19 protein-coding genes and 1 tRNA gene are annotated in these 21,559 nt (G+C 36.7%); 4 read left to right on the top strand and 16 right to left on the bottom strand.

Annotated elements, in window-relative coordinates; genetic code table 11:
* Positions 1–106 precede the first annotated feature (106 nt).
* The 5 genes from F3G69_RS04380 to F3G69_RS04360 are packed head-to-tail and all read right to left on the bottom strand — an operon-like array spanning position 107 to position 6,028.
* On the bottom strand, positions 107–1,495 hold the full coding sequence (locus F3G69_RS04380) for a TRAP transporter large permease (RefSeq protein WP_054196248.1): 1,389 nt from the start codon (positions 1,493–1,495) through the stop codon (positions 107–109).
* Positions 1,495–2,004 (bottom strand): TRAP transporter small permease subunit, encoded by a 510-nt coding sequence (locus F3G69_RS04375; protein ID WP_149714522.1) that lies wholly within the window; start codon positions 2,002–2,004, stop codon positions 1,495–1,497. The genes F3G69_RS04380 and F3G69_RS04375 overlap by 1 nt, the downstream gene beginning before the upstream one ends.
* A gap of 9 nt (positions 2,005–2,013) precedes the next feature.
* Positions 2,014–3,354, bottom strand: coding sequence for a sodium-dependent transporter (locus tag F3G69_RS04370; RefSeq protein WP_103629127.1), 1,341 nt, complete (start codon positions 3,352–3,354; stop codon positions 2,014–2,016).
* On the bottom strand, positions 3,354–4,685 hold the full coding sequence (locus F3G69_RS04365; protein ID WP_149714521.1) for a sodium-dependent transporter: 1,332 nt from the start codon (positions 4,683–4,685) through the stop codon (positions 3,354–3,356). Before F3G69_RS04365 ends, F3G69_RS04370 begins: the two co-directional genes overlap by 1 nt.
* On the bottom strand, positions 4,682–6,028 hold the full coding sequence (locus F3G69_RS04360; protein WP_149714520.1) for a sodium-dependent transporter: 1,347 nt from the start codon (positions 6,026–6,028) through the stop codon (positions 4,682–4,684). The genes F3G69_RS04365 and F3G69_RS04360 overlap by 4 nt, the downstream gene beginning before the upstream one ends.
* A gap of 205 nt (positions 6,029–6,233) precedes the next feature.
* On the opposite strand from F3G69_RS04360, the gene F3G69_RS04355 reads away from it, so the two are divergent.
* From F3G69_RS04355 to F3G69_RS04345, 3 genes are all read left to right on the top strand, one after another.
* Complete coding sequence (locus tag F3G69_RS04355) at positions 6,234–6,536, top strand: F0F1 ATP synthase subunit C (protein WP_004317263.1); 303 nt, start codon at positions 6,234–6,236, stop codon at positions 6,534–6,536.
* 46 nt (positions 6,537–6,582) lie between these two features.
* Positions 6,583–6,667 (top strand) — tRNA-Leu (locus F3G69_RS04350).
* A 56-nt stretch (positions 6,668–6,723) separates the two neighbouring features.
* A complete protein-coding gene (locus F3G69_RS04345) occupies positions 6,724–7,587 on the top strand; it encodes a VIT1/CCC1 transporter family protein (RefSeq protein WP_149714519.1) in 864 nt (287 codons plus the stop codon).
* On the opposite strand, the gene ribD is transcribed toward F3G69_RS04345, so the two are convergent.
* The 11 genes from ribD to F3G69_RS04285 form a co-directional block, all read right to left on the bottom strand.
* Positions 7,584–8,645: a bifunctional diaminohydroxyphosphoribosylaminopyrimidine deaminase/5-amino-6-(5-phosphoribosylamino)uracil reductase RibD gene (gene ribD, locus F3G69_RS04340; protein WP_103600015.1), complete on the bottom strand. Its 1,062-nt coding sequence runs from the start codon at positions 8,643–8,645 to the stop codon at positions 7,584–7,586. The two genes, F3G69_RS04345 and ribD, sit on opposite strands and share 4 nt — an antisense overlap.
* A 15-nt stretch (positions 8,646–8,660) precedes the next feature.
* Complete coding sequence (locus F3G69_RS04335; RefSeq protein ID WP_149714518.1) at positions 8,661–9,125, bottom strand: hypothetical protein; 465 nt, start codon at positions 9,123–9,125, stop codon at positions 8,661–8,663.
* A 98-nt stretch (positions 9,126–9,223) separates the two neighbouring features.
* A complete protein-coding gene (locus F3G69_RS04330; protein WP_103600013.1) occupies positions 9,224–10,873 on the bottom strand; it encodes a formate--tetrahydrofolate ligase in 1,650 nt (549 codons plus the stop codon).
* Between the two features lies 1 nt (position 10,874).
* A complete protein-coding gene (rimP, locus tag F3G69_RS04325) occupies positions 10,875–11,291 on the bottom strand; it encodes a ribosome maturation factor RimP (protein ID WP_149714517.1) in 417 nt (138 codons plus the stop codon).
* Positions 11,284–11,649 carry a 30S ribosome-binding factor RbfA gene (gene rbfA / locus F3G69_RS04320; RefSeq protein WP_149714516.1) on the bottom strand — a complete coding sequence of 122 codons (366 nt, stop codon included), beginning with the start codon at positions 11,647–11,649 and terminating at the stop codon, positions 11,284–11,286. Before rbfA ends, rimP begins: the two co-directional genes overlap by 8 nt.
* Positions 11,646–14,294: a translation initiation factor IF-2 gene (infB, locus tag F3G69_RS04315; protein WP_103600011.1), complete on the bottom strand. Its 2,649-nt coding sequence runs from the start codon at positions 14,292–14,294 to the stop codon at positions 11,646–11,648. Before infB ends, rbfA begins: the two co-directional genes overlap by 4 nt.
* 262 nt (positions 14,295–14,556) lie before the next feature.
* Positions 14,557–15,441, bottom strand: coding sequence for a homoserine kinase (thrB, locus tag F3G69_RS04305; protein ID WP_103592976.1), 885 nt, complete (start codon positions 15,439–15,441; stop codon positions 14,557–14,559).
* 8 nt (positions 15,442–15,449) lie between these two features.
* Positions 15,450–15,851 (bottom strand): glycoprotease, encoded by a 402-nt coding sequence (locus F3G69_RS04300; protein ID WP_149714515.1) that lies wholly within the window; start codon positions 15,849–15,851, stop codon positions 15,450–15,452.
* Positions 15,852–15,892: 41 nt separating this feature from the next.
* Positions 15,893–16,777, bottom strand: a complete 885-nt coding sequence (gene lpxC / locus F3G69_RS04295) for a UDP-3-O-acyl-N-acetylglucosamine deacetylase (protein ID WP_084108771.1) — start codon at positions 16,775–16,777, stop codon at positions 15,893–15,895.
* A 62-nt stretch (positions 16,778–16,839) separates the two neighbouring features.
* The gene (gene pgp6, locus F3G69_RS04290; protein WP_072594694.1) at positions 16,840–18,210 is read right to left on the bottom strand and encodes a peptidoglycan metallopeptidase Pgp6; all 1,371 of its coding nucleotides are present in this window, start codon (positions 18,208–18,210) and stop codon (positions 16,840–16,842) included.
* Positions 18,211–18,272: 62 nt separating this feature from the next.
* Entirely contained in the window at positions 18,273–19,103 is an 831-nt protein-coding gene (locus F3G69_RS04285; protein ID WP_084108777.1) for a prephenate dehydrogenase, read from the bottom strand.
* 89 nt (positions 19,104–19,192) lie between these two features.
* On the opposite strand from F3G69_RS04285, the gene bamA reads away from it, so the two are divergent.
* A complete protein-coding gene (bamA, locus tag F3G69_RS04280; RefSeq protein WP_149714514.1) occupies positions 19,193–21,448 on the top strand; it encodes an outer membrane protein assembly factor BamA in 2,256 nt (751 codons plus the stop codon).
* Positions 21,449–21,559: the final 111 nt, after the last annotated feature.

Genomic DNA, 21,559 nt, shown 5'->3' with positions numbered 1-21,559 from the left:
TTTATAAATTTATTTAAAGAATTCATAGAAAATGGCTAAATTGGTTAGAAACTCAAATTAGCCATTTTGCTTGTTTTTTGGTATTTTACAACCAAAAACTTTTATATCATTTAAAAAGTGAGAGTAAGAAGTTTAATAATCCGCCGTGGCTCGCATCAAGCATTGGCTTTAATTCCATTAGAAAGACGCAGAAAAATACAAGTACAGCAAGCTGAATAAAAATATAAGGCACAACGCCTTTATAAATAGCAGTCGTTTTTATCTCAGCTGGTGCGACTGATCTTAGGAAAAATAAGCTAAAACCAAATGGCGGCGTTAGGAATGAAGTTTGCAAATTCATCGCAACTAAGATTGCTAGATAAATTGGATTTATACCAAGCTTTGCGGCTATTGGCACCAAGATAGGAAGCACAATGTATGAAATTTCAACAAAGTCGATAAAAAAGCCAAGCACAAAGATGACAACCATACTAAAAATGATAAAGCCCCACTTCTCGCCTGGCAAATTTGTCATAAATTTTTCAACAATCTCATCGCCACCAGTGTAACTAAATACCATAGAAAAGGCTGTCGCACCAACAAGTATGGCAAAGACAAGTGCTGTGGTTTTTACGCTTTCAGCCAATGCCTCTTTTATCATAGAAAATGAAAATGTCCTATAAAAAATAGCTAAAATAATGGCTCCTACGCAGCCAAAAGCTGAACTTTCAGTTGGTGTAGCGATACCTGCAAATATAGAGCCCAATACGCAAATAACAAGTAAAAGCGGTGGAAAGATAGCGATTAGTGCTCTCATGATCTGCTTAAATTTACTAACACCGCTCTCATCTTTTACTACAGGTGCTGTATCTGGTTTCAAATAAGCAACAATCAAAATATAAATGATATAAACTGCTACTAGCGTGAGTCCTGGGATGATGGCTTGATGAAAAAGCTCACCAACTGGCACTGAAAATATATCACCCAAGATAATCAGCACGATAGAAGGTGGAATGATCTGTCCAAGCGTACCAGCAGCACATATAGTGCCACAACCTAGCGCTTGGTCGTATTTATACTTTAACATAACAGGCAAGCTTATAACACCCATTGCAACGACACTTGCACCAACAACACCAGTTGAAGCTGCAAGAAGTGCTCCAACCAAGATAGTGCTAATAGCAATACCTCCGCGAATTTCTCCAAAAAGCATACCCATGCTCTCAAGTAATCTCTCAGCTAGTTTTGACTTTTGAAGAACAACACCCATAAAGACAAAAAGTGGAACTGCTATAAAAATTCTACTCTCCATGATAGAGAAAATTCTATAAGGCATGAAGTTAAACATATCTTTGAAAACTTCGATACTTCCAAGCAGACCATCTCCGTCTCCAATGCTCTCAACAATACTGCCAATCATGCCAAATATCATCGAAACCGCACCAAAGGTAAAGGCTACCGGAAAGCCAATACCTAGCATCAAAAGTGCAGCTATAAACATTATCAAGCCAGCCATTATTCCCCCTTTTTAGCTTTTTTGTAAAGATTAAAATTTCTTATAAAAAAGCCAATCGCAAAAAATACAAGTAGATAAAAAGAAAAAGGAATAAGTGCTTTTATGATCCATCTGTGAGTAAGACCGCCTGGATCTGCACTAGCTTCAGCTGAAGTATAAGCATCACTCACAAATTCAAACGATAAATTTGAAACCAAAAGTGCAAATGGGATTACAAAAATAACAGTTCCTATCATATTTACAAGAGCTTTATTTTTTGGTAAAAATTTAGCATAAAAGATATCAACTCTAACGTGTGCATCTTCTTTTAATGCATAGCTCATGCCAAGCAAAAATATTACAGCAAAAAAATGCCACTCAAGCTCCTGAAATGCAACGTTTCCATAAGAGAAAAAATATCTTGCCACAACGTTAAAAAAGACGTCTATTATCATCAAAGCCATAACAAACATGCAAATATAGCCGACTATATCGCCAACCTTATCAAAAAATTTCTCAACTTTTTGCATAAACAACCCTTAAAAAAACAATTTATTTATCATAATGATAAAGACGCAAACTGGCGCCACATATCTTAATAAAAAATACCATGCACTAAATACAAAGTCGCTCATATATGGACTAAATAGCACATAAAGTGCCTCTCTTTTCATAAAATATCCAACAAATATCGCTCCACCAATACCACTAATTGGAAGCAGAACATTTGAAGCGGTAAAGTCAAGAAAATCAAAGAAATTTTTACCAAAGAGCATAAATTTGTCGCCAACATTTTCTATATTTGATAAAAGACATAAAAATCCTAAAACAAAAACACCAGCTCCAACTATACTAAGAGCTTTTATCCTGCTAATGCCATACTCTCTGATCAAGAAAAATACAAACGGCTCTACGATAGAGATGGCTGAAGTAATGCCAGCAAAGATAAGTGCAGCAAAAAATGCTACAGCTAAAATTTGACCTATCACGCCAAGCTTAGCAAAGAGCGTTGGAAGCGAGATAAAGACAAGTCCTGGTCCTTGAGACGGCTCTGCGCCAAATTCAAATATAAATGTAAAGATAACAAGACCCATCATGATGGCTAAGACGATGTTTATAAAAACGATACTTAGTGTAGAAGTGGCTAAATTTGTATCATCGCTTAGGCTAGCTGAATATGTAATGATCGCTGCCATACCAAGAGATAGTGTCCAAAAAGCAAGCCCAAGAGCAAGCAAGAGCGAGTTAAATGAAATTTTACTAAAGTCGGGAACAAGTAAAAACTCAGCAGATTTTGTAAAGCCATTCATTGTCATAGAAAAGATAAGCATGATTAAAACCATAATAAATAGGCTTGGCATCATCCAAACATTTAGCTTTTCAATGCCACTTTTCACTCCTTTTGAAAGGATAAAAAAGCAAGCTACAAATGCTATAACAAAATAAAGCGTCTGCTCGCCAAGACCATGCGTAAGAAGCTCGTTAAATATTACTTTTGAACTTTCTATATCGTTTGGAAGACCGGCAAAAGATAGTGTGAAATACTTAAAGACCCAGCCGATGATCACAATATAATAAGATGAGATTATAGCTGCGGTTACCATAGCTAAAATTCCAACTAGTTGCCATAAATTTTTATTTTTATTCGCCAACTTTCTAAAGGCATTTACACTATCGCTCTCACTAAGTTTGCCGATACTTAGCTCTGCCATAAAGATAGGTATGCCAACTAAAAACGTTATCAAAAGATATAAAATAACAAATGCCGATCCACCATTTTCACCAACCATATATGGAAATTTCCATGCATTGCCAAGTCCAACAGCTGACCCTGCAACTGCTAAAACATAACCTATTTTAGAAAACTGTTCTTTTGCCATTATGCAATCTCCCTTACTAGCACCACAAAAACTAGAATTGGTGCTACAAACCTTATTAAAAAATACCAAATTTTAAAAACAATCTCACCCATATAAGGCAAAAATAGTTCTTTTAAAAGCTCAAATTTCATAAAGTACCCAACAAAAATGGCAAATATAATGCCACCAAGTGGGAGCATAATGTTTGAGCTAAGATAATCAAGCAAATCAAAAAAACTCTTACCAAAAAATATAAGTGACTCCTTAAAATCGCCAATGCCGCTTAACGCACATAAAATTCCCAAAAGATAAACTACGGCACCGACAATGATAATTGATCTATTTCTACTAAATCCCAAGCTTTTATTTAAGAAAAATATAAATGGTTCAACTAGTGAAATAACCGATGTTATACCAGCAAAAAATAAAGATGTAAAAAATGCAAAAGCTAAGAAATTTCCAAGCAAACCAAGCTTTGCAAAAAGCGTTGGAAGCGAGATAAATGCTAACCCTGCACCCTTTGATGGCTCTGAGCCAAATTCATAGGTGAATGTAAAAACTATAAGCCCTATAATTACGCTAATAATTATATTTGCAAAGACTACATAAAGCGATGAAGTGAACAAATTTGTATCATTGCCTAGGCTTGATGAGTAAGTTAAAATGCAGCCAATGCCAATACACATCGTAAAAAAAGCTAACCCAAGAGCATTTAAGATAGCGCCTTGATCTATCTTTGAAAAATCAGGCACAAGTAAAAATTTAGCCGCCTCATCAAATCCATTCATGCCAAAAGAGTAGCCAAGCATGAGCAAAAGTAAAATAAAAAGTGCTGGAATAAGAAATACATTTATACGCTCTATTCCACTTTTTATACCTTTTGTAAGTATAAAAAAGTAGGCAAAAAAAGCGATGCTAAAATATAAAATTTGCTCCTCTATGCCCTTTGAAGTAAAATTTACAAAAAGCGTCTCTGAGCTTGCCATATCTTTTGGAAGCTCACCAAGACTTAAGATAACGTATTTTAAAACCCAGCCGATAATGAGCGTATAAAAAGATGCGATGAATAACCCTGTCACCATCACAACACCAGCAAATTTCCAAGAATTTTCATCTTTTGTAGCTAGACTTTTAAACGCTCCAACCGTATCAAGGCGTGAAATTTTGCCCATTGCCATCTCAGCAAAAAATATACTAAGCCCAACAACAAAAGCAAAAAATAGATATATAAGAATAAATGCTGAACCGCCGTTACTACCGACCATATATGGAAATTTCCATGCATTACCAAGGCCAATAGCCGCTCCAATGATAGAAAGAACAAAACCAACTTTACTAAATCTATCCATCATTTACCTGCTATTTGATAGATCATGATGGCGCAAATTGCGATTGGTACGATGTATCTTAAAGCAAAATACCAAATTTTAAAAAATACTTTTCCCATAAATTCGCCAAAGAGTAGATATAGGCTCTCTTTTTTAAGTTTATAGCCAACAAAAAAACTAAAAATTATGGCACCTATTGGCATCATTATATTTGAAGTAAGAAAATCAAGTGCATCAAAGACTGGCTTACCAAAAATACTAAAGATATTAGCCGTCTGTGCATAATATGAAAAAATACAAAAAAGGCCTAAAATATAGACAAAAATTCCAATATAAACAAGAGCCATTTTTCGTGAAATTTCAAATTTTCTAACCAAATAATAAGCAAATGGTTCTATCATCGAAACAGCACTTGTAACACCAGCAAATAAAAGTGAAACAAAAAATGCGATAGCCATAACATTGCCAACTATCCCAAGCTTTGCAAAAAGCGTAACAAGTGAGATAAAAATAAGCCCTGGTCCACTTGCCGTACTATCAGCTCCATAAGCAAATATAAATGTAAAGACCACAAGTCCCATCATAACGCCTATTAATATGTTTATAAAGATGATAGAAAGCGTTGATTTTATAAGATTTGTCTGCTCTGGTAAATTTGCAGCGTATGTTGGTATTACACCAACACCCATAGATAGCGAGAAGAATGCAAGTCCAAGAGCTTGCAAAACAACATCTGGCGTGATCGCGCTAAAATTTGGTACAAATAAAAATTTAGCCGCCTTAACAAAGCCATCACCCATGCTAATTGCATAAAAAAGTATACAAACAAGCAGTATAAAAAGACCCGGCATCATCCAGATATTTAGCTTTTCAATGCCACTTTTCACACCTTTTGAAACAGCAAAAAATACCATCAAAAAGACCAAGCTAAAGCAAACAATAGCGCTACTTAAATCATTTGATAAAAGCGTATTAAACTGCTGGGCTGCCTCTTCTTGATTGCTTAAAAGTGGCGAAAAGCCAAGATAAATATACTTTAATATCCAGCCAATGACAACCATATAAAACGAAGCAATAAGTATCGCTCCTATCATAAAAAAGCCTGAAAAAGACCATATTTTTTTGTGTTTTGGAGCAAGTTTATAAATGGAGCTTACAACGTCACTCTCACCAAGCTTACCAATGCTAAGCTCTGCTAAAAACGCTACAAAAGCGATAGCAAACGTAAGAAGCAAATATAAAACTATAAACGCTGAACCGCCGTTGTTTCCCACCATTGTTGGAAATTTCCATGCATTACCAAGTCCAACAGCAGAACCAGCCATCGCAAGAACAAAGCCTATTTTTGAAAATTTTTCATTTATCATTGATTACCTGAGATTAAGAATAAATTAATTTTTTCAAAGATAACATAAAAAAACTTTTATTTTTCTAAGCCAAGAATTTTTTATGGGCAATTTAAATTTTTAGTGTTTTTATTTGAAACAAAGTTTTGTTTTTGTAATATTACGGCTCATAAAGTTTAAGTAGGGGACAGATCCGAAAGAGCTTTAAAATTTTAAAGGAGCAACGATGAAAAAAATCGTGTTTTTAATTCTTGGTCTTGCTGCATTTGCATTTGGCGCTGATGGCGAGATGATTAGATCATATTCAGTTATCGCTGGCGGTATTGGCCTTGGCCTTGCAGCTCTTGGTGGTGCCATTGGTATGGGTAATACAGCTGCTGCAACAATTAGTGGAACAGCTAGAAACCCAGGTGTTGGTAGCAAACTTATGACTACAATGTTTATCGCTCTTGCGATGATTGAAGCACAAGTTATCTATGCACTTGTTATTACGCTTATCGTTCTTTACGCAAACCCAATGCTTGGCTAAGCGTAAAGCTTAAATTTAGCCCCTTTTTGGGGCTTTTACTCTTTTTGCGATCATGGTGGAATTGGTAGACACGCTATCTTGAGGGGGTAGTGCCGCTAGGTGTGCGAGTTCGAGTCTCGCTGATCGCACCATCTAATCTTACACTTCAAAATCCAAAATCTTACAAAATTAAAAAAAAGGGGAATTTATGCTAGATAAAAAGCGTGCTTTAAAACAGCTACAAAATGAAGCAGATGATACCGCTATCTATACGTTACTCGAAGCTAGTGAAAAAAATGAAGAAAATAAAAAAATACTTCGTAAATTAATCACTGAAGAAAAACGACACTATGCTTTTTGCCAAAAGATAACAGGTGAGAGTAGAACTGCAAATTTATTCAAAGTCATCTTCTATACGATACTTGTTAAAATTTTTGGAACCTCTTTTACTTTAAAATTTATGGAGTCACGTGAAGAAGATGCAGAGCAATTTTATCTTGGTATCGTTGATGAGTATCCTGAAGCTAAAGATATTTATGAAGAAGAAGTAAATCATGAAAACAATTTAATCTCTATGCTAAAAGACACAAAGCTCGTAAATGCCGGCGGTATTGTTCTTGGTATGAATGACGCATTAGTTGAGCTAACTGGCACGCTAAGTGGCATCGCTCTAGCTTTTTCAAATACAAAATCAGTTGGTGCGACGGGCCTTATCATGGGTATTGCAGCTGCTCTTTCTATGGCTGGCTCAGCATATCTTGAGTCAAAAGAAAATCCAAGTGACGAGATCAAACCGCTTACCTATTCGCTCTACACAGGTGGTTCATACATCATAACAACGGCGTTTTTGATACTTCCATTTTTCATCTTTTCAAGTGGTCTTTACGCTGTCTTATCGATGTTTTTCTTTGCCTTTATTGCCATTATCACTTACAACTTTTACATAAGCGTGGCAAAAGAGCTTAAATTTTTACCAAGAGTGATTGAGATGTGCGTGATAACTTTTGGTGTTGCGATCATTTCGTTTGGTATTGGCTTTTTAGTCAAGCACTATTTTGGCTTAGATATTTAATCCAAAATTTCATACCAGGTGTAGCTATCGTCTCCAAAATTCCCACTAAATAGTGGTTTTAAATTTAGATCGAGGCTTAAATTTTTACCATCCTTAAAATTTGAGCTTTGATAGATAAGTAGCCACTTTACGTTTGCTAGTTTGCTATCTTTTGCAAGTTTTAAAAACTCACCAGCGCCTTCAAACATGCTAAGTCCTTTTAAGCTAAGCTTTTTTTGAATGCTAACTTTGCGCCCTGACACGCTAAAAAGTGGTATTGTCTTATCAAATTTATCACTTCTTGAATAGATTATGACATCTGGATTTTTGCCGCCACTTACTAGCCTACTATCAAGCTTTGGGCGATCAACTCGCACTGTGTTGCCGCCGATCACTAGCATATCTATGACGCTTCTTAGTTTATGGACATGCGTGCGACTAAGTTCATTTGTGATGATGCCACCGCTTGCCACGCCATTTTTACTAATTGCGATTTTTAAAAAGCTAAAGCCACCATTTTGATAGGCCAAAAATGGCTCAAGTAGCTTATCACAACGCTCTTTTAAAACGCTAAATTTAACTTTTATGCCAACACTTTGAAGCAAATCACCACCGCCACTTGCTATTTTATTTTCATCGTGGCTGCCTATTATCACCTCACTAAAGCCAAGTTCTTTTAGTAAATTTGTACAAGGTGGCGTTTTACCATGATGAGAGCAGGGCTCAAGTGTGACGTAAGCTTTTGCATTTTTTAGTAAATTTGAGTGGTTGTTTAGTATAAATTCGTAGGTAAATTTTGGCTCTAAAAGGCCAAATTCGCCCTCTTTTATATTAGAGCTAAATTTATCGTTATACACTTTTATAAAATCATCTTTAAATTTTTCACTTTTTTTGCAAAGCGCAAAGAATATCGCCGTTGGTTCAGCGTGTAAATATCCAGCTTTTTCATGAGCCTTGCAAGATAAAATTTGACCATTTTCATCAAGGATAAGGCATCCAACAGCTGGATTTGGATAGGTTAATATCTGAAATTTCCAAGCCTCACTTAAAGCAAGATCCATGTAAAATTCGTCGTTCATCTTAACAGACTATTTTTATTTTCCTATATCTTTTATTTCATCAACAAGAGTTTTTGAGATCAAGTCGATATCGGTCGGCTCATCCTCTGCGTCCCACCTAAAAGCAGCGATCTCTGCCAAAACCGCGATCTCTTTAAAATAGCTATATTTCGTTGTAGAAACTGGTATAGAGTAAGAGACCAAAAGCCTATCATCGTTATCATAAATTTTCACGCTATAGCGAAAGTGTGGCTTGTTTAACGCCTTGCCACCCCAGTTAAACCATCTTTCATAGTCCATTTGTATTTTTATCTTGAAACTATTTTCGTCCCCTAAAATTCCCTGCTCTTTTAGATGTTTGTTTATAAATTCCACAAACTCATCACGAAGTTCGCTTTCATTTTTATAGTTAGTGTTGTGCTCATATCTAGTTGGTTGATTCGTCAATGTTACGTTAAAATCACTAACAATGTATTTAGCCACGCCTTTTTGTATCGGCATTGGCTCAACATTATATTTATATCTTCCCCCACATCCAACGAAAAAAACACTTAAAACTATTAAAAAGAGTATTTTTACAAATTTCATATTTTCTAAATTTACGATAAGCCGTCGATCTTGCCGTCTGCATCTATCTTCATATTGACAGCAGCTGGCACTTTTGGAAGCCCTGGCATTAGCATGATCTTACCGCAAACTGCGACGATAAAGCCCGCCCCGGTTCTAATATCAATGTCTTTTACACTAAATATAAAGCCCTTTGCTCTGCCCAAAAGCTTCGCATCGTCACTAAATGAGTACTGCGTTTTTGCGATACAAACTGGCAAATGGCTCAAATTTAGCTCTTTTATCATCTCAAGCTTTTTAAGAGCAGCCTCCTCAAAGACCACCTCGCCAGCTCCATAAATTTCTGTAGCGACTTTTTCTATTTTAGTTTTCGTATCGTCGCTCATCTCGTAGGTGAAATTTATCTTGCTTGGCTTGTCACACGCCTTTAAAACTAGCTCAGCAAGCTCAATCGCACCTTTACCACCTTTTAAGAAATTCTCACAAACTGCCACTTCTACACCAAGCTCACGGCAATACTCTTTTACGAAATTTATCTCTTCATCGGTGTCAAATCCAAATTTATTAAGCGCCACAACTACGTTTTGACCAAATTTACCTTTTAAATTTTCGATATGTCCGCCAAGGTTTTCGATACCTTTTTTAAGAGCGTTCATATCTGGTTTTGTTATCTCGTCTTTATTTGCTTCGCCATTATATTTTAGTGATCTAATCGTACTTACAAGCACCACAGCGCTTGGTTTAATCTCAGCAACCCTGCATTTTATATCTAAAAATTTCTCCGCACCAAGCTCTGAGCCAAAGCCAGCTTCAGTGATGACGTAGTCGGCTAAATTTAGAGCCGTTTTTGTTGCGATAACGGAGTTGCAGCCGTGTGCGATGTTTGCAAATGGGCCACCATGCACGAGTGTAGGTGTGTGCTCTAGTGTTTGAAATAAATTTGGCTTGATCGCATCTTTTAAAAGTATGCAAACAGCGTCCTGGCAGCCTAGATCACGCACGTAGATAGGCTTTTTATCGCTATCGTAGGCAACCATGATATTTGCCACGCGCTCTTTTAGATCAGAGAGGCTCGTAGCCAGGCAAAGCACAGCCATAATCTCGCTTGCGGCGGTGATATTAAAGCCATCTTCTCTTGGCACGCCATCCGTTCTACCGCCCTGACCCACAGTGATAAATCTAAGCGCGCGGTCGTTCATATCCATACAGCGCTTCCATAAAATTTTCTCTATTTTTAGTGGGTTTTCTTGATAGAGGCTATTATCTATCATCGCTGAAATCAGGTTATTTGCTGATGTTATCGCGTGAAAATCACCAGTGAAGTGTAAATTTAGATCCTCCATCGGAGCAAGCTGTGAGTAGCCACCACCTGCTGCTCCACCCTTTATACCAAAAACTGGCCCCAAAGATGGCTCACGAAGCGCTAGGCAAACCTTTTTACCAAGTGAATTTAGTGCGTCAGCTAGACCGATCGACATAGTCGTTTTGCCCTCGCCATATGGGGTTGGATTAGTCGCGGTCACTAAGATGAGCTTTGATTTTGATGGCTCAAGCCTTGGAGAAATTTTAGCCTTAAATTTACCGTAAAGCTCAAGCTCGTCTTCATTTAAGCCTAGTCTTTCGGCAACTTTACTGATGTGTTCTAATTTTGTTTGGTGAGTTATCTCGATGTCGCTTAGCATTTTACCACTCCAAATATGTTTTTGCTTTTTTTATCTCACTAATGTTGATCTCATAAATTCCCTCTTCGTTTTCAACTGCGATACTTTCTTCGTCCGCTTTTACGAGCCTTCCTGCAAATTTCTCAGCCTCGGTTTGAACTTTTACAAGCTCACCAACGCTCGCTTTAAAGTGAGACGGCTTACTAAGCTTTCTCTCAAGGCCAGGCGAACTAACTTCAAGGTTATAGTTCCCACTAACTGGTGGTGTCACGTCAAAGATAGGCGAGAGCAGACGGCTCACTTTTTCGCAGTCATCAAGGCTCACTCCGCCATGTTTTGTAATATAAACTCTAAAAATAGCCCTACCATTTTCATTTGCGATCTCGCTATCGTAAAGCTCGACACCGCATTCGCGTACTAGTTTGTCTAAATTATCCATTTTTGTTTAAATCCTTTGAAATTTTATCAAACAACTTATCCATATGGTTTTGATACTCTAATCTATCATCAAATTTAAAGTGAAAATTTGGGCATCTATACCAGCCCTCAGCTGCCATACAGTGGTTTTGCAAATGCCTACAAACTCGCTTTAAATGTCCCAAAATATACTCTTGTTCACGCTCACCAAAAGCCATCTTATCAAGATAAACAAAGGCGTCATATCTACCCTTTTTACACTCGACATCAGTGACACAAAGTCCTTTTAAAATGCTATCTTCAAGAGTAGCTAGAGCCTCTGGGATGAGCTCTTTTAGCACACTCTCAGTTCTCATACGCTTTATTTCGTTAGCGTTCATAGAGTAGCTTTCTCCTTGACTTCTTTAAAGCTTTCGATATAGTCGTTTTCTCTGATGTCGTTGAAATTTTCAATACCAACGCCACACTCATAACCTTTAGCGACCTCTTTGACATCATCTTTGAAGCGTTTTAGCGAACTTACCAAGCCCTCATAAACAACCACCCCTTCTCTAATAAGGCGAATTTTTGCCCCTCTGTTTATCGTGCCTTCAGTGACGATACATCCAGCAATAGTACCCACTTTTGGCACATGGATCACTTGGCGAACCTGAGCTTGACCAAGCTGCTCTTCTCTGATGATAGGTGACATTAGTCCGCCTAAAATCGCCTTCACGTCGTCGATTAGATTATAAATAACGTTGTATGTTTTAATCTCAACACCACTCTCTTTTGCCTTTTCTTTTATCTCGCCAGTTGGTCTTATGTTAAAGCCAAGGATTACGCAGTCTTCGCTCGCACTAGCAAGTGCCACATCGCTTTGTGTGATGCCGCCAACGCCTGAGTGGATTACATTTACTCTGATCTCATCATTTGCTAGTTTTTCTAGGCTTGCTTTTAGTGCCTCAAGTGAACCACCAACATCAGCTTTAATAATAACTGGAAGTGTCTTTAACTCGCCCTCAGCAATCTTAGCACTAAGCTCGTCAATACTAACTTTTGTACTCTTACTAAGCTCTTTTTGGCGGATATATTCAGCCTTTTTCTGCGCGTATTCACGAGCCTCTTTATCAGTTTTTACACCTATTAATGTCTCGCCTGCCTCTGCTATCTCGCTAAGACCTACTATCACACCGCATTCGCCTGGTTTTATATCTTGCAAAGGCTTACCTTGGTCATTAAGCAAGCTTCTTATCTTTCCATATGCAACACCAGCTACGACAGTATCTCCAACATGAAGCGTACCATTTTCAACGATGATAGTAGCGACTGGACCACGACCTTTTTGAAGTGAGCTCTCGATAACAGTTGCTTTTGCGTTTGCCTTTGGATTTGCTTTTAGTTCTAAAAGCTCAGCTTGTAAAAGCACGATCTCTAAAAGATCATCTATACCCATACCTGTTTTTGCAGAGATTGGCACAAATTCATACTTTCCGCCCCACTCTGTTGGCATGATATCAAGCTCAGCAAGACCAGTCTTTACCAGGTCAGGATTTGCTGACTCTTTATCCATTTTGTTTATAGCGATGATTATCGGTACGCCTGCGGCTTTTGCGTGGCTGACCGCCTCTTTTGTTTGTGGTTTTACGCCATCATCTGCTGCAACTACGATGATAACTATGTCAGTCACGCCAGCACCTCTTGCACGCATAGCAGTAAACGCTTCGTGACCTGGAGTGTCGATAAATGTGATATTTTTGCCGTTTTTATTTACCATATAAGCACCGACATGCTGAGTGATACCACCAGCCTCTCCTGCTGCTACACGTGATTTTCTTATGTAATCAAGTAATGAAGTTTTACCATGATCAACGTGGCCCATGATAGTTATGACTGGTGCTCTTGGCTGGAGATTTTCATCGTCTTTTATCTCTTCCTCATAGGCTGCTACGTAGTCAAATTCTTTTTGATCATCGATGATATTAACCTCTACATTAAACTCATCAGCTAAAATTTCTATTGCATCTTCATCCAAAAAGTCATTTTTTGTTGTCATCATACCAAGCATGAAAAGCTTACCAATAATCTCACTTGGCTGCTTATTTAGCTTTTCAGCAAATTCATAAACACGAATTTCTTTTGGAATATTTATAGACGTCACAGCTTCATTATTTTGTTTATTTTCAGGCTTTTTGTGTTTTTTTCTAGCTCTTCTTTGAATGCCGCCTTCGCCAAATGAATTTATCGTATTGTTGACCGTAGTTCTCATAACATTTGGCTGTTTTGTCTTTTGTGCAGGTACTGGTGCTGGGGTTTTAAAACTAAAATCAGGAAGAACAACCACATCTTCATCTTCTAACACGATATCACCAAAGTCACTTCCGCCAAGTAGGTCCATCTTCTGAGTACTATCTTTTTTACTTGCAACAACTACTTTTTTATCTTTTTTCTTTTTCTTAGCTAAATTTTCATCATTTGCTGAAAACATACTTTTAAAATCGCTTATATTAGCTATGCTTGGTTCAGGCTTTTTCTCTTCTTTTGTAGCAATTGGCGCTTCATAATCTTTTTTCTTTTTTACTATCACAAGACCACGTCTTTTTTGAGTCACATCGGCCAAGCTCTCTTTTGGCCTTGGAGTTTCGACTTGTTTTTGCTCTACTTTGATTTCTTCTTTTTTAGGCTCAATTTTTTGTTTTTCTTCTAAAATTTGTGCCTCTTTCTTAGGCTCAGCTTTTACCGACTTTGACTCAGTTTTAGTAGTAGCTTTTTTAGGTTCACTTTTTTGTTTTTCTTCTTTTTTTACTGACTCTTTTTCTACTTCTTTTTTAGGCTCTTTTTTTGGTTTAGGTTCACTCTTTTTCTTTTTAAATTTATCTGGTATCACGCCAGTTTGAACATATTCATATATAGCTTCGGCCTCTTCAAGGCTAACTGCATTTGAGTGAGTTTTGACTTTTAATCCTAGCTCTTGAGCTTTTTCTACTATCTCTTTACTTGGATAGCCAAGCTCGTTTGCGATCTCTGAAATCCTAACATTGCTCATTTAAGAGTATCTCCTTTAACTTCGGTGCATCACAAATAAAAGCACCTTTAGTTTGTTTATCAATTATTTTTTTTAAAATTTTTATATCTTTTTGTATACATTTGTCGCACAGATAAAAGCTACGACCATTTCCTTTGCCATGCTCTAAATTTTTACCTACCAAGCGGTATCTTTTTAGCAAGCTCTGAGAAATTTTAATTTTACAAGCGACACATGTCCTTACAGGATTATTTTTGTTCATTATATCTTTTTAAACTTGTTTTTAGCTTTGCGTAATTTCGTATCCATCGTTATCAAATGAAAAAACCTCAACCCTAAAATCACTAAATTTACTCTTTAAAATATCTTGTAAATTTTTAGCGTCATCTTTGTAAGCGATATTTAAAAAACTTGAACCTGAGCCTGAAAGCGTGCTCATTAAAGCGCCATTTTCATAAGCTACTTTTCTAACTTCAAAAAGCTCTTCTAAAGCGTGCATTCTACGCTCTTCGTGCATCAAATCTTTGCTTGCTATTTTTAAGAGATCATACTTTTTTTCATAAAAACAAGACGTTAAAAAAGCGGCATGAGATAAGTTATTCACACACTCTTTCATTGTATAGTTCTTTGGTAAAATTTGTCTTGACGAGGATGTACTCATTGGTTTATTTGGGATAACAACTACCGCCTTTATCTCGTCGCTTAAACTTATTTTATTTGCGTAAACATTGCCATTTTTTACGATCGCGCTAATAAATCCACCGTGAACTGCTGGTGAGATATTATCAGGATGGGTTTCGTAGATGATAGCTTTATTTAAAACTGTCTCTTTGCTTGCCTTAAAGCCAGCCATTTCGTACGCTGAAGCAATGGCCCCAACGATAACAGCAGAGCTACTGCCAAGCCCCCTTGAAAATGGGATATTATTTTCAAAAACGACTCTAAAATTTTCATTTTTACCAGTTAGCTCAAAAAAAATTTCATTAAAAATACTTAAGAATATATTGTTTCTCTTTAAATTTACACTTCCACTGCCTTCGCCGTTTATCGACACTGAGCTAAATTTTGCTGACTCGATTTTCACACTATTAAAAAGCTTCAAACTAAGCCCCAAAGCATCAAAACCAGGACCCAAATTTGCACTTGTTGCAGGCACTAAGATGTTCAAAATTTCTCCTAAACTGCTTGGATGATATAATCTGGAAGTGTATCTGAATTTAGTTTTAATTCATCTAAATTTAAAGGCAACCTAAATCCTACTGGCTCCACTTTTTCAAGTGAAATTTTGCCATCTTTTAAAACAAAACTTAAATTTTTATTTGCTCTTATAGCTTGGTGACCATTTAAACTAAAGCCACTAACGGCGTAAAATTTGCAGCCTTTAGCCAAAGAAAATGTTTTTAATATTACATAGGCCACCTTTAGCCCCATGAAGCTTCCAGGCGTATTTGCATAGATAATTTTTGTGATATTAAATTTAGAGGATAAATTTTCTAAGATTTTTATCAAAGCTTCACTGACATGTTCATCAGTCGTAATTTCATCAAATTTTACGCCGTCTTTATAAACTCCAACCAAGAGCGGAGTCGATAAAGAGACAACTAAAATTTCAATATTTTCTATGCAAATACCTTTTGATACTCTTTTAGAAGTTCGCCATTTAGAGTTGCGATCTCGTAGTTTTTCTCATCGGACATCAAAGCAAGAGTTAATTTGTGATTTAGGTCATGGCTTCCAGCAAATGCTGTATAATCGCCCAACAAAGGCGCTCCAAGCAAGCTCAAATCACCAATCGCATCTAAAATTTTGTGCCTTACAAACTCATTTTCAAATCTCAAGCCTTCTGGATTTAGGATATGCGTATCATCGATTGCCACGGCATTATCAAGTGATGCACCAAGGGCTAAATTTTGAGCTTGTAAACGTTGTAAATCTTTCAAAAAGCCAAAAGTTCTAGCACGAGCTATATTTTTTATAAAAGAGCTTTTGCTAAAATCAAAAACATATCTTTGTTCACCAATAACTGGATGATCAAATTTTATCGTATAGTCAAATTTTGGACTTCTTGAAGGTGAAGTTCGTACAAATTTAGAACCCTCAACGACTTCAACTTCGCGCCTAACAAGAATTACTTTTTTGCCAGCATCAAGATATCTTATGCCAGCTTCATCAAGTAGCATGCAAAAGCTTATTGCACTGCCATCCATGACTGGAATTTCATTTGCATCAACAGAGATTCTAATATTATCAATGCCATAACCATTTATGGCTGACATCAGGTGTTCGATCGTACTAATAAAGCCCTTTTCGTTACCAACAACGGTTGCCATCTGCGTATTTATCACATTTTTAGGTTCGGCTTTAAAACTAATACCAAGATCTTCGCGGTGCAAAATAATACCAGAATTTGCATCAAGAGGTTCTAGTATAAGTCTTATCGGCTCACCTTTATGAAGCCCTATACCAACGGTCTCAACGCGTCTTGCGATAGTAGTTTGTTTCAAGAATTTTCCTTATATTTTTAATCCGCTTATGATAGCACTAAAAAATCAATTTTGCAAATTTTTTAGTTCTTGTCTATCATCGCTTTTGCAGCATCTAAAACACTTGTGATATTGTCTTTTATCCACTTTTTGTCCATCCATTGTTGAGGTCTTACCTCTTCGCCTTGGACCAAAATTCCAAAGTGAAGGTGATCTCCAAGTGCAAGGCCGCTCGTTCCAGTTGTACCTATCTGATCACCAGCAGCGACCATATCGCCCTCTTTTACTCTAGTGCTTGAGCAGTGTCCATAAAGCGAATAAAGCCCAAATCCATGATCGATCACAATATTTAATCCATAAATTCCATTTTCAGATGCAAGTACGACACGGCCGGCATTACTAGCTATTATAGGAGCTGCAGCCACACTTGCAAAGTCTATTCCCATATGCCAAGATTCGCTTACTTGCTCGTTATTATATGTATAGTATCGGTGATCGGCGAAGTCAGCCACTTTTTTACCATTTCTTAGTGGATAAAATGGTGTCACACTAAAGCCAGTTAACATCTCATCGCCAGGATTTGTAGTAAGTGCTGTTATTTTTTCTTCGTTTGAATTTCTAAGCGTTTCATTGACAAATCTCATTTTCTCAAGTCTTGAAAGTGCGCTTGGATCTTTTGCATATTGATCAGTTAGATCAACTATCTTACCATCTAAAAATCTATCATTTAATGCAATAGTTGAAGTTTTATACTTTACATTTTCGTAAAAATACCTAACATGTGACTTACTTTCGTTGCCTGCAAAGTCTCTTGCAATGACCTCAGCACTAAAATTTTCAACCTGAACTGGCCAAGCAACAAGTGCTGCATAAAAGCCCTCTTTATAAAATGGTACAGCCTTAAATTTTTTACCAAAATTTGTCTGAACATAGACCTCTTTTAGCTGATTATCAGTCGCTCTAAAGACAACAACCGCGCTACCGCCTTTTGAGATAGAATATGACTGCGAAAGTACGTAAAGATCAGGTTTTGAAGTATCAAGCACTACCTCAACCTTTTTGCTAGCTTTATTGCCAGTAAAAAAGCTCCATTTACTAGTATCTACAGCTTCAATATTCATCTCATAAGTATCTTTTTGAGCAAAAAAGCCAGTCTTTGGAAAGGTTAAATTTACATCAAGCTCGGTACTTGGATTTTGTATGATTTGATTTAATAAATTTAGATCATTTTTCCCATCATTCATACTAATTCGTACAAATTTTATACCACTATCATCTTTAAATTTGATATTCATTGGGGTTCTAAGATTCCAATAAACTTTATCAGCAACACCGATTATCGGCTCATTTCGCTCAAAATCTTTTGACATCAAAGCATAGCCAAAACCACCGGCTAAAATTAAAATTAGCAAAAGCACAACAATACCAAAACCGCCTATCCCACGTCTATACATATATTTTTACCTTAAATTTAATTTGCAAAATTTTACACGTAAATCAATAAATTTTTAGTTAATTACAAAATTTCTCTTACAGCCCTAGCGTCGCTCATCCAGGCAAAAAGTTCGTCCCAGCGTTCATCTTTGATGAGATCTTTGCACAAATTTAGCTCTTTTTCAAACATATTTATAGCTTCAACAACATTATTTTTATTCTGCTTAAAGATATCGCTCCACATAAAAGGCGAACTCTTTGCAACACGTATCATGCCCTTAAATGTAGGTCCGCCAAGTGCTACGATGTGCCTTTTATCCTCTTCTTTTAAAATTCCACTCGCTAGAGAAAATGCAATCGCATGAGGCAAATGCGAAATAAGACCCACGTGATGATCATGTTCTTTTGCACTCATAAAAATAATCTTCATACCAAGGCAAGAAAATAGTTCAACGCTTCTTTTTACATGTTTTTCTGCGCTTTCTGCAAAGTCACAAACGATAACAGTTGCCCCTGTGTAAAGTGATTTGAAAGCAGCCTCTGGACCAGAATACTCGGTACCTGCCATTGGATGAGCTGGGATGAAATTCTTACGAATTTTTTCTGGAACAGCCTCGATGATCTTTTGTTTGGTTGATCCAAAATCAATGATAGTTGTATCTTCGCTAATATCGGTTAAATTTTGCACGATGCTCACGATAGCCTCGACTGGCACAGCCAAAAAGATGATGTCACACTTCTTTTTCATCTCGTCAATGCTTAAAATTTCATGCACCAAGCCAAGCTCTAAGGCCTTTTTGCTATGATTTTCGTCTTTGTCATATCCGCTGACACAAGAGATCAGTTTTTCATCTTTTAATGCTAGCCCAAGTGAGCCACCCATAAGACCAAGTCCGATGATACCTATTTTCATAAAAAACCTTCAAAATTATAAAATTTAAATTTATTAAAAATAAAATATGATATTATACGCATTCATACTAAAACTCTAGGTTAAATTTAATGAAAAAGAAATTATTTTTATTAGCATTAGCTTTCAGTGGCCTAAGCGCACAAACAATCCAGTCAATAAATTTTAAAGGCCTAATTCACCTTTCGCCTGAAGTAGCAAGCCAAATAATGGGCCTAAAAGTCGGTCAGGATTTGACTCCAAAGCTTAGCGATAAGGCGATCACAAATTTATACAAACAAAATTATTTCGACGATATCTACATAGAAGATACAGGCAATGGTAATCTTTTAGTAGCTGTAAAAGAGAAGCCAAGTGTTGCGAGAGTTGATCTAAAAGGTGTTGTAACAAATGATAAAACTGCGATCGAGTCGCTAATCAACATCAAACCAGGCAATATGTATGATGAGCTTACAATAGAAAAAACTAAAGAGAGAATTCGTCAGTATTATGAGTCAAAGGGTTATTTTGATACCGTTGTAGACGTAGAAAAACAACCAGTTGCAGATAACGACAGCTCACTTTTTATAACACTCAACATAAACCGCGGCGAAAATATGATAATCAAAAATGTAAATTTAGTCGGTGCAAAAGAGTTTGATTATGACGACATTGAGCCAGTAGTTGCAAATAAAAGTAGAGAATTTATGGGTTGGCTTTGGGGCAGAAATGACGGTAAAGTTAAACTTTTTGAGCTTGAAAATGATCCAGCAAGAATACAAGACAAATATTTCCAAAAAGGCTATTTAGACGCGACTATTTCGTCACCTTATTTAAATTCATCGTTTGATAACTACACAGCTGATCTTACTTATTATGTTCATGAGGGTGAGCCTTATAAGGTTTCAAATGTAAGTATTACAGCACCTGAAGAGCTAGAGCTTGATACCAAAAAGATTATAGATGACTTTAGGCTTGAGGCTGGCGATACGATGAACTCAGCAAGACTTCGCCAAGATATGAAAAAGCTCGATGATATGGTTGCTGACAAAGGTTATGCATTTGTAAAAGTCTATCCAAAGACTGATAAATTTGATGAAAATAAAACTGTCGATATTGATTATGAAGTCGATCCTGGCGAGAAAGTATATATAAGAAATGTTCAAATTTCAGGAAATGATAGAACTGTTGACCGCGTTGTAAGACGTGAACTTTATCTAACTGAAGGAAATTTATATAGTAGAACTGACCTTCAAGACTCAAAAGATGCGCTAAAAAGAACAAGCTACTTTGATGATGTTGAGATAGAAGAAGATCCAGTTGATAAAAATACTGTCGATCTAAAAGTAAAAGTAAAAGAGGCTTCAACTGGCTCAATAAGCGGTGGTATCGGATACGGCAGCAGTGACGGACTACTACTAAACGCAGCACTTTCTGATACAAATATCTTTGGCTCTGGTCTTCAAGGACAAGTAAGCGTAGATAAGAGCGACAGAGAGCTTTCAGGTCAGATAAGTCTTACAAACCCAAGAATTTTCGACTCAGAGTATAGCCTTGGTGGAACACTTTACGCAAATGACTATGACTGGAGAACATATAAAGAGAGAAGCTATGGTTTCAGCACAACACTAGGTAGAAAACTAACTAGAAATTTAAGCGCATCACTTACTTACAACATTGAGCAAAGTAAAATTACTTTAAAAGATGATGAACTAAGAGATATCAACACAAAAACCAAAAAAGAAATTTATAGAGAAGGTAAAGCTATAAAAAGCGCTATAACTCCGGCTTTAACATATAACAGCACTGATGATTATTACTTACCAAGACGTGGCATCATAGCTAGCACATCATTTGAGATAGCTGGGCTTGGTGGCGATATAGACTTTATCAAAAATCGCACAAATTTTAACTACTACCTAGGCCTTAGAGAGTACATCGACTACGATCTTATCTTAAGATACAAAGCAAGCTTTGGCAAAATTTGGGAAAGAGGATATACTCCAATCAACGAAAGACTTTACCTTGGTGGTATAAGAAGCTTACGTGGTTACGAGAGCAGAACTGTATCTCCAAAGGTAAAATATAATGGCGACTACTACGAATATGGCGGCGAAACTTCATTTAATAATTCAGCTGAAGTAAGCTTCCCTATAATAGATCGTGTCAAAATGCGTGGCGTTGTATTTTACGACTATGGCATGATCGGTGAGAATAGCCTAAATGAGATAAAAAGATCATCAGTCGGTACTGGCATCGAGTGGATAACTCCTATTGGACCACTTCAACTAATCTTTGCAAAAGCTCTTAAACCTAAAGAGGGCGATGATACAAATACATTTGAATTTACCATTGGAAGACGCTTCTAAGAAGATACTTTTTAAAGGGGCTAGCTTGCCCCTTAAATCTCCACAAATAAACAAACTTTAAGTCATATAAGAAAAAGCAAGGCAAACATTAGATATAATCCCACAATTTTT

This window comes from Campylobacter concisus, assembly GCF_902460625.1.
GTDB classification, from domain to species: Bacteria; Campylobacterota; Campylobacteria; order Campylobacterales; family Campylobacteraceae; genus Campylobacter_A; species Campylobacter_A concisus_AD.
Note: the sequence above shows the minus strand (reverse complement) of the source record. Positions and strands in the feature narration are given on the sequence as shown.

Bases quoted from the DNA above. Each gene is read 5' to 3' on its own strand.
- F3G69_RS04380 (WP_054196248.1), bottom strand. From the start codon at position 1,495: ATGGCTGGCTTGATAATGTTTATAGCTGCACTTTTGATGCTAGGTATT.
- F3G69_RS04375 (WP_149714522.1), bottom strand. From the start codon at position 2,004: ATGCAAAAAGTTGAGAAATTTTTTGATAAGGTTGGCGATATAGTCGGC.
- F3G69_RS04370 (WP_103629127.1), bottom strand. From the start codon at position 3,354: ATGGCAAAAGAACAGTTTTCTAAAATAGGTTATGTTTTAGCAGTTGCA.
- F3G69_RS04365 (WP_149714521.1), bottom strand. From the start codon at position 4,685: ATGATGGATAGATTTAGTAAAGTTGGTTTTGTTCTTTCTATCATTGGA.
- F3G69_RS04360 (WP_149714520.1), bottom strand. From the start codon at position 6,028: ATGATAAATGAAAAATTTTCAAAAATAGGCTTTGTTCTTGCGATGGCT.
- F3G69_RS04355 (WP_004317263.1), top strand. From the start codon at position 6,234: ATGAAAAAAATCGTGTTTTTAATTCTTGGTCTTGCTGCATTTGCATTT.
- F3G69_RS04345 (WP_149714519.1), top strand. From the start codon at position 6,724: ATGCTAGATAAAAAGCGTGCTTTAAAACAGCTACAAAATGAAGCAGAT.
- ribD (WP_103600015.1), bottom strand. From the start codon at position 8,645: ATGAACGACGAATTTTACATGGATCTTGCTTTAAGTGAGGCTTGGAAA.
- F3G69_RS04335 (WP_149714518.1), bottom strand. From the start codon at position 9,125: ATGCCGATACAAAAAGGCGTGGCTAAATACATTGTTAGTGATTTTAAC.
- F3G69_RS04330 (WP_103600013.1), bottom strand. From the start codon at position 10,873: ATGCTAAGCGACATCGAGATAACTCACCAAACAAAATTAGAACACATC.
- rimP (WP_149714517.1), bottom strand. From the start codon at position 11,291: ATGGATAATTTAGACAAACTAGTACGCGAATGCGGTGTCGAGCTTTAC.
- rbfA (WP_149714516.1), bottom strand. From the start codon at position 11,649: ATGAACGCTAACGAAATAAAGCGTATGAGAACTGAGAGTGTGCTAAAA.
- infB (WP_103600011.1), bottom strand. From the start codon at position 14,294: ATGAGCAATGTTAGGATTTCAGAGATCGCAAACGAGCTTGGCTATCCA.
- pgp6 (WP_072594694.1), bottom strand. From the start codon at position 18,210: ATGTATAGACGTGGGATAGGCGGTTTTGGTATTGTTGTGCTTTTGCTA.
- F3G69_RS04285 (WP_084108777.1), bottom strand. From the start codon at position 19,103: ATGAAAATAGGTATCATCGGACTTGGTCTTATGGGTGGCTCACTTGGG.
- bamA (WP_149714514.1), top strand. From the start codon at position 19,193: ATGAAAAAGAAATTATTTTTATTAGCATTAGCTTTCAGTGGCCTAAGC.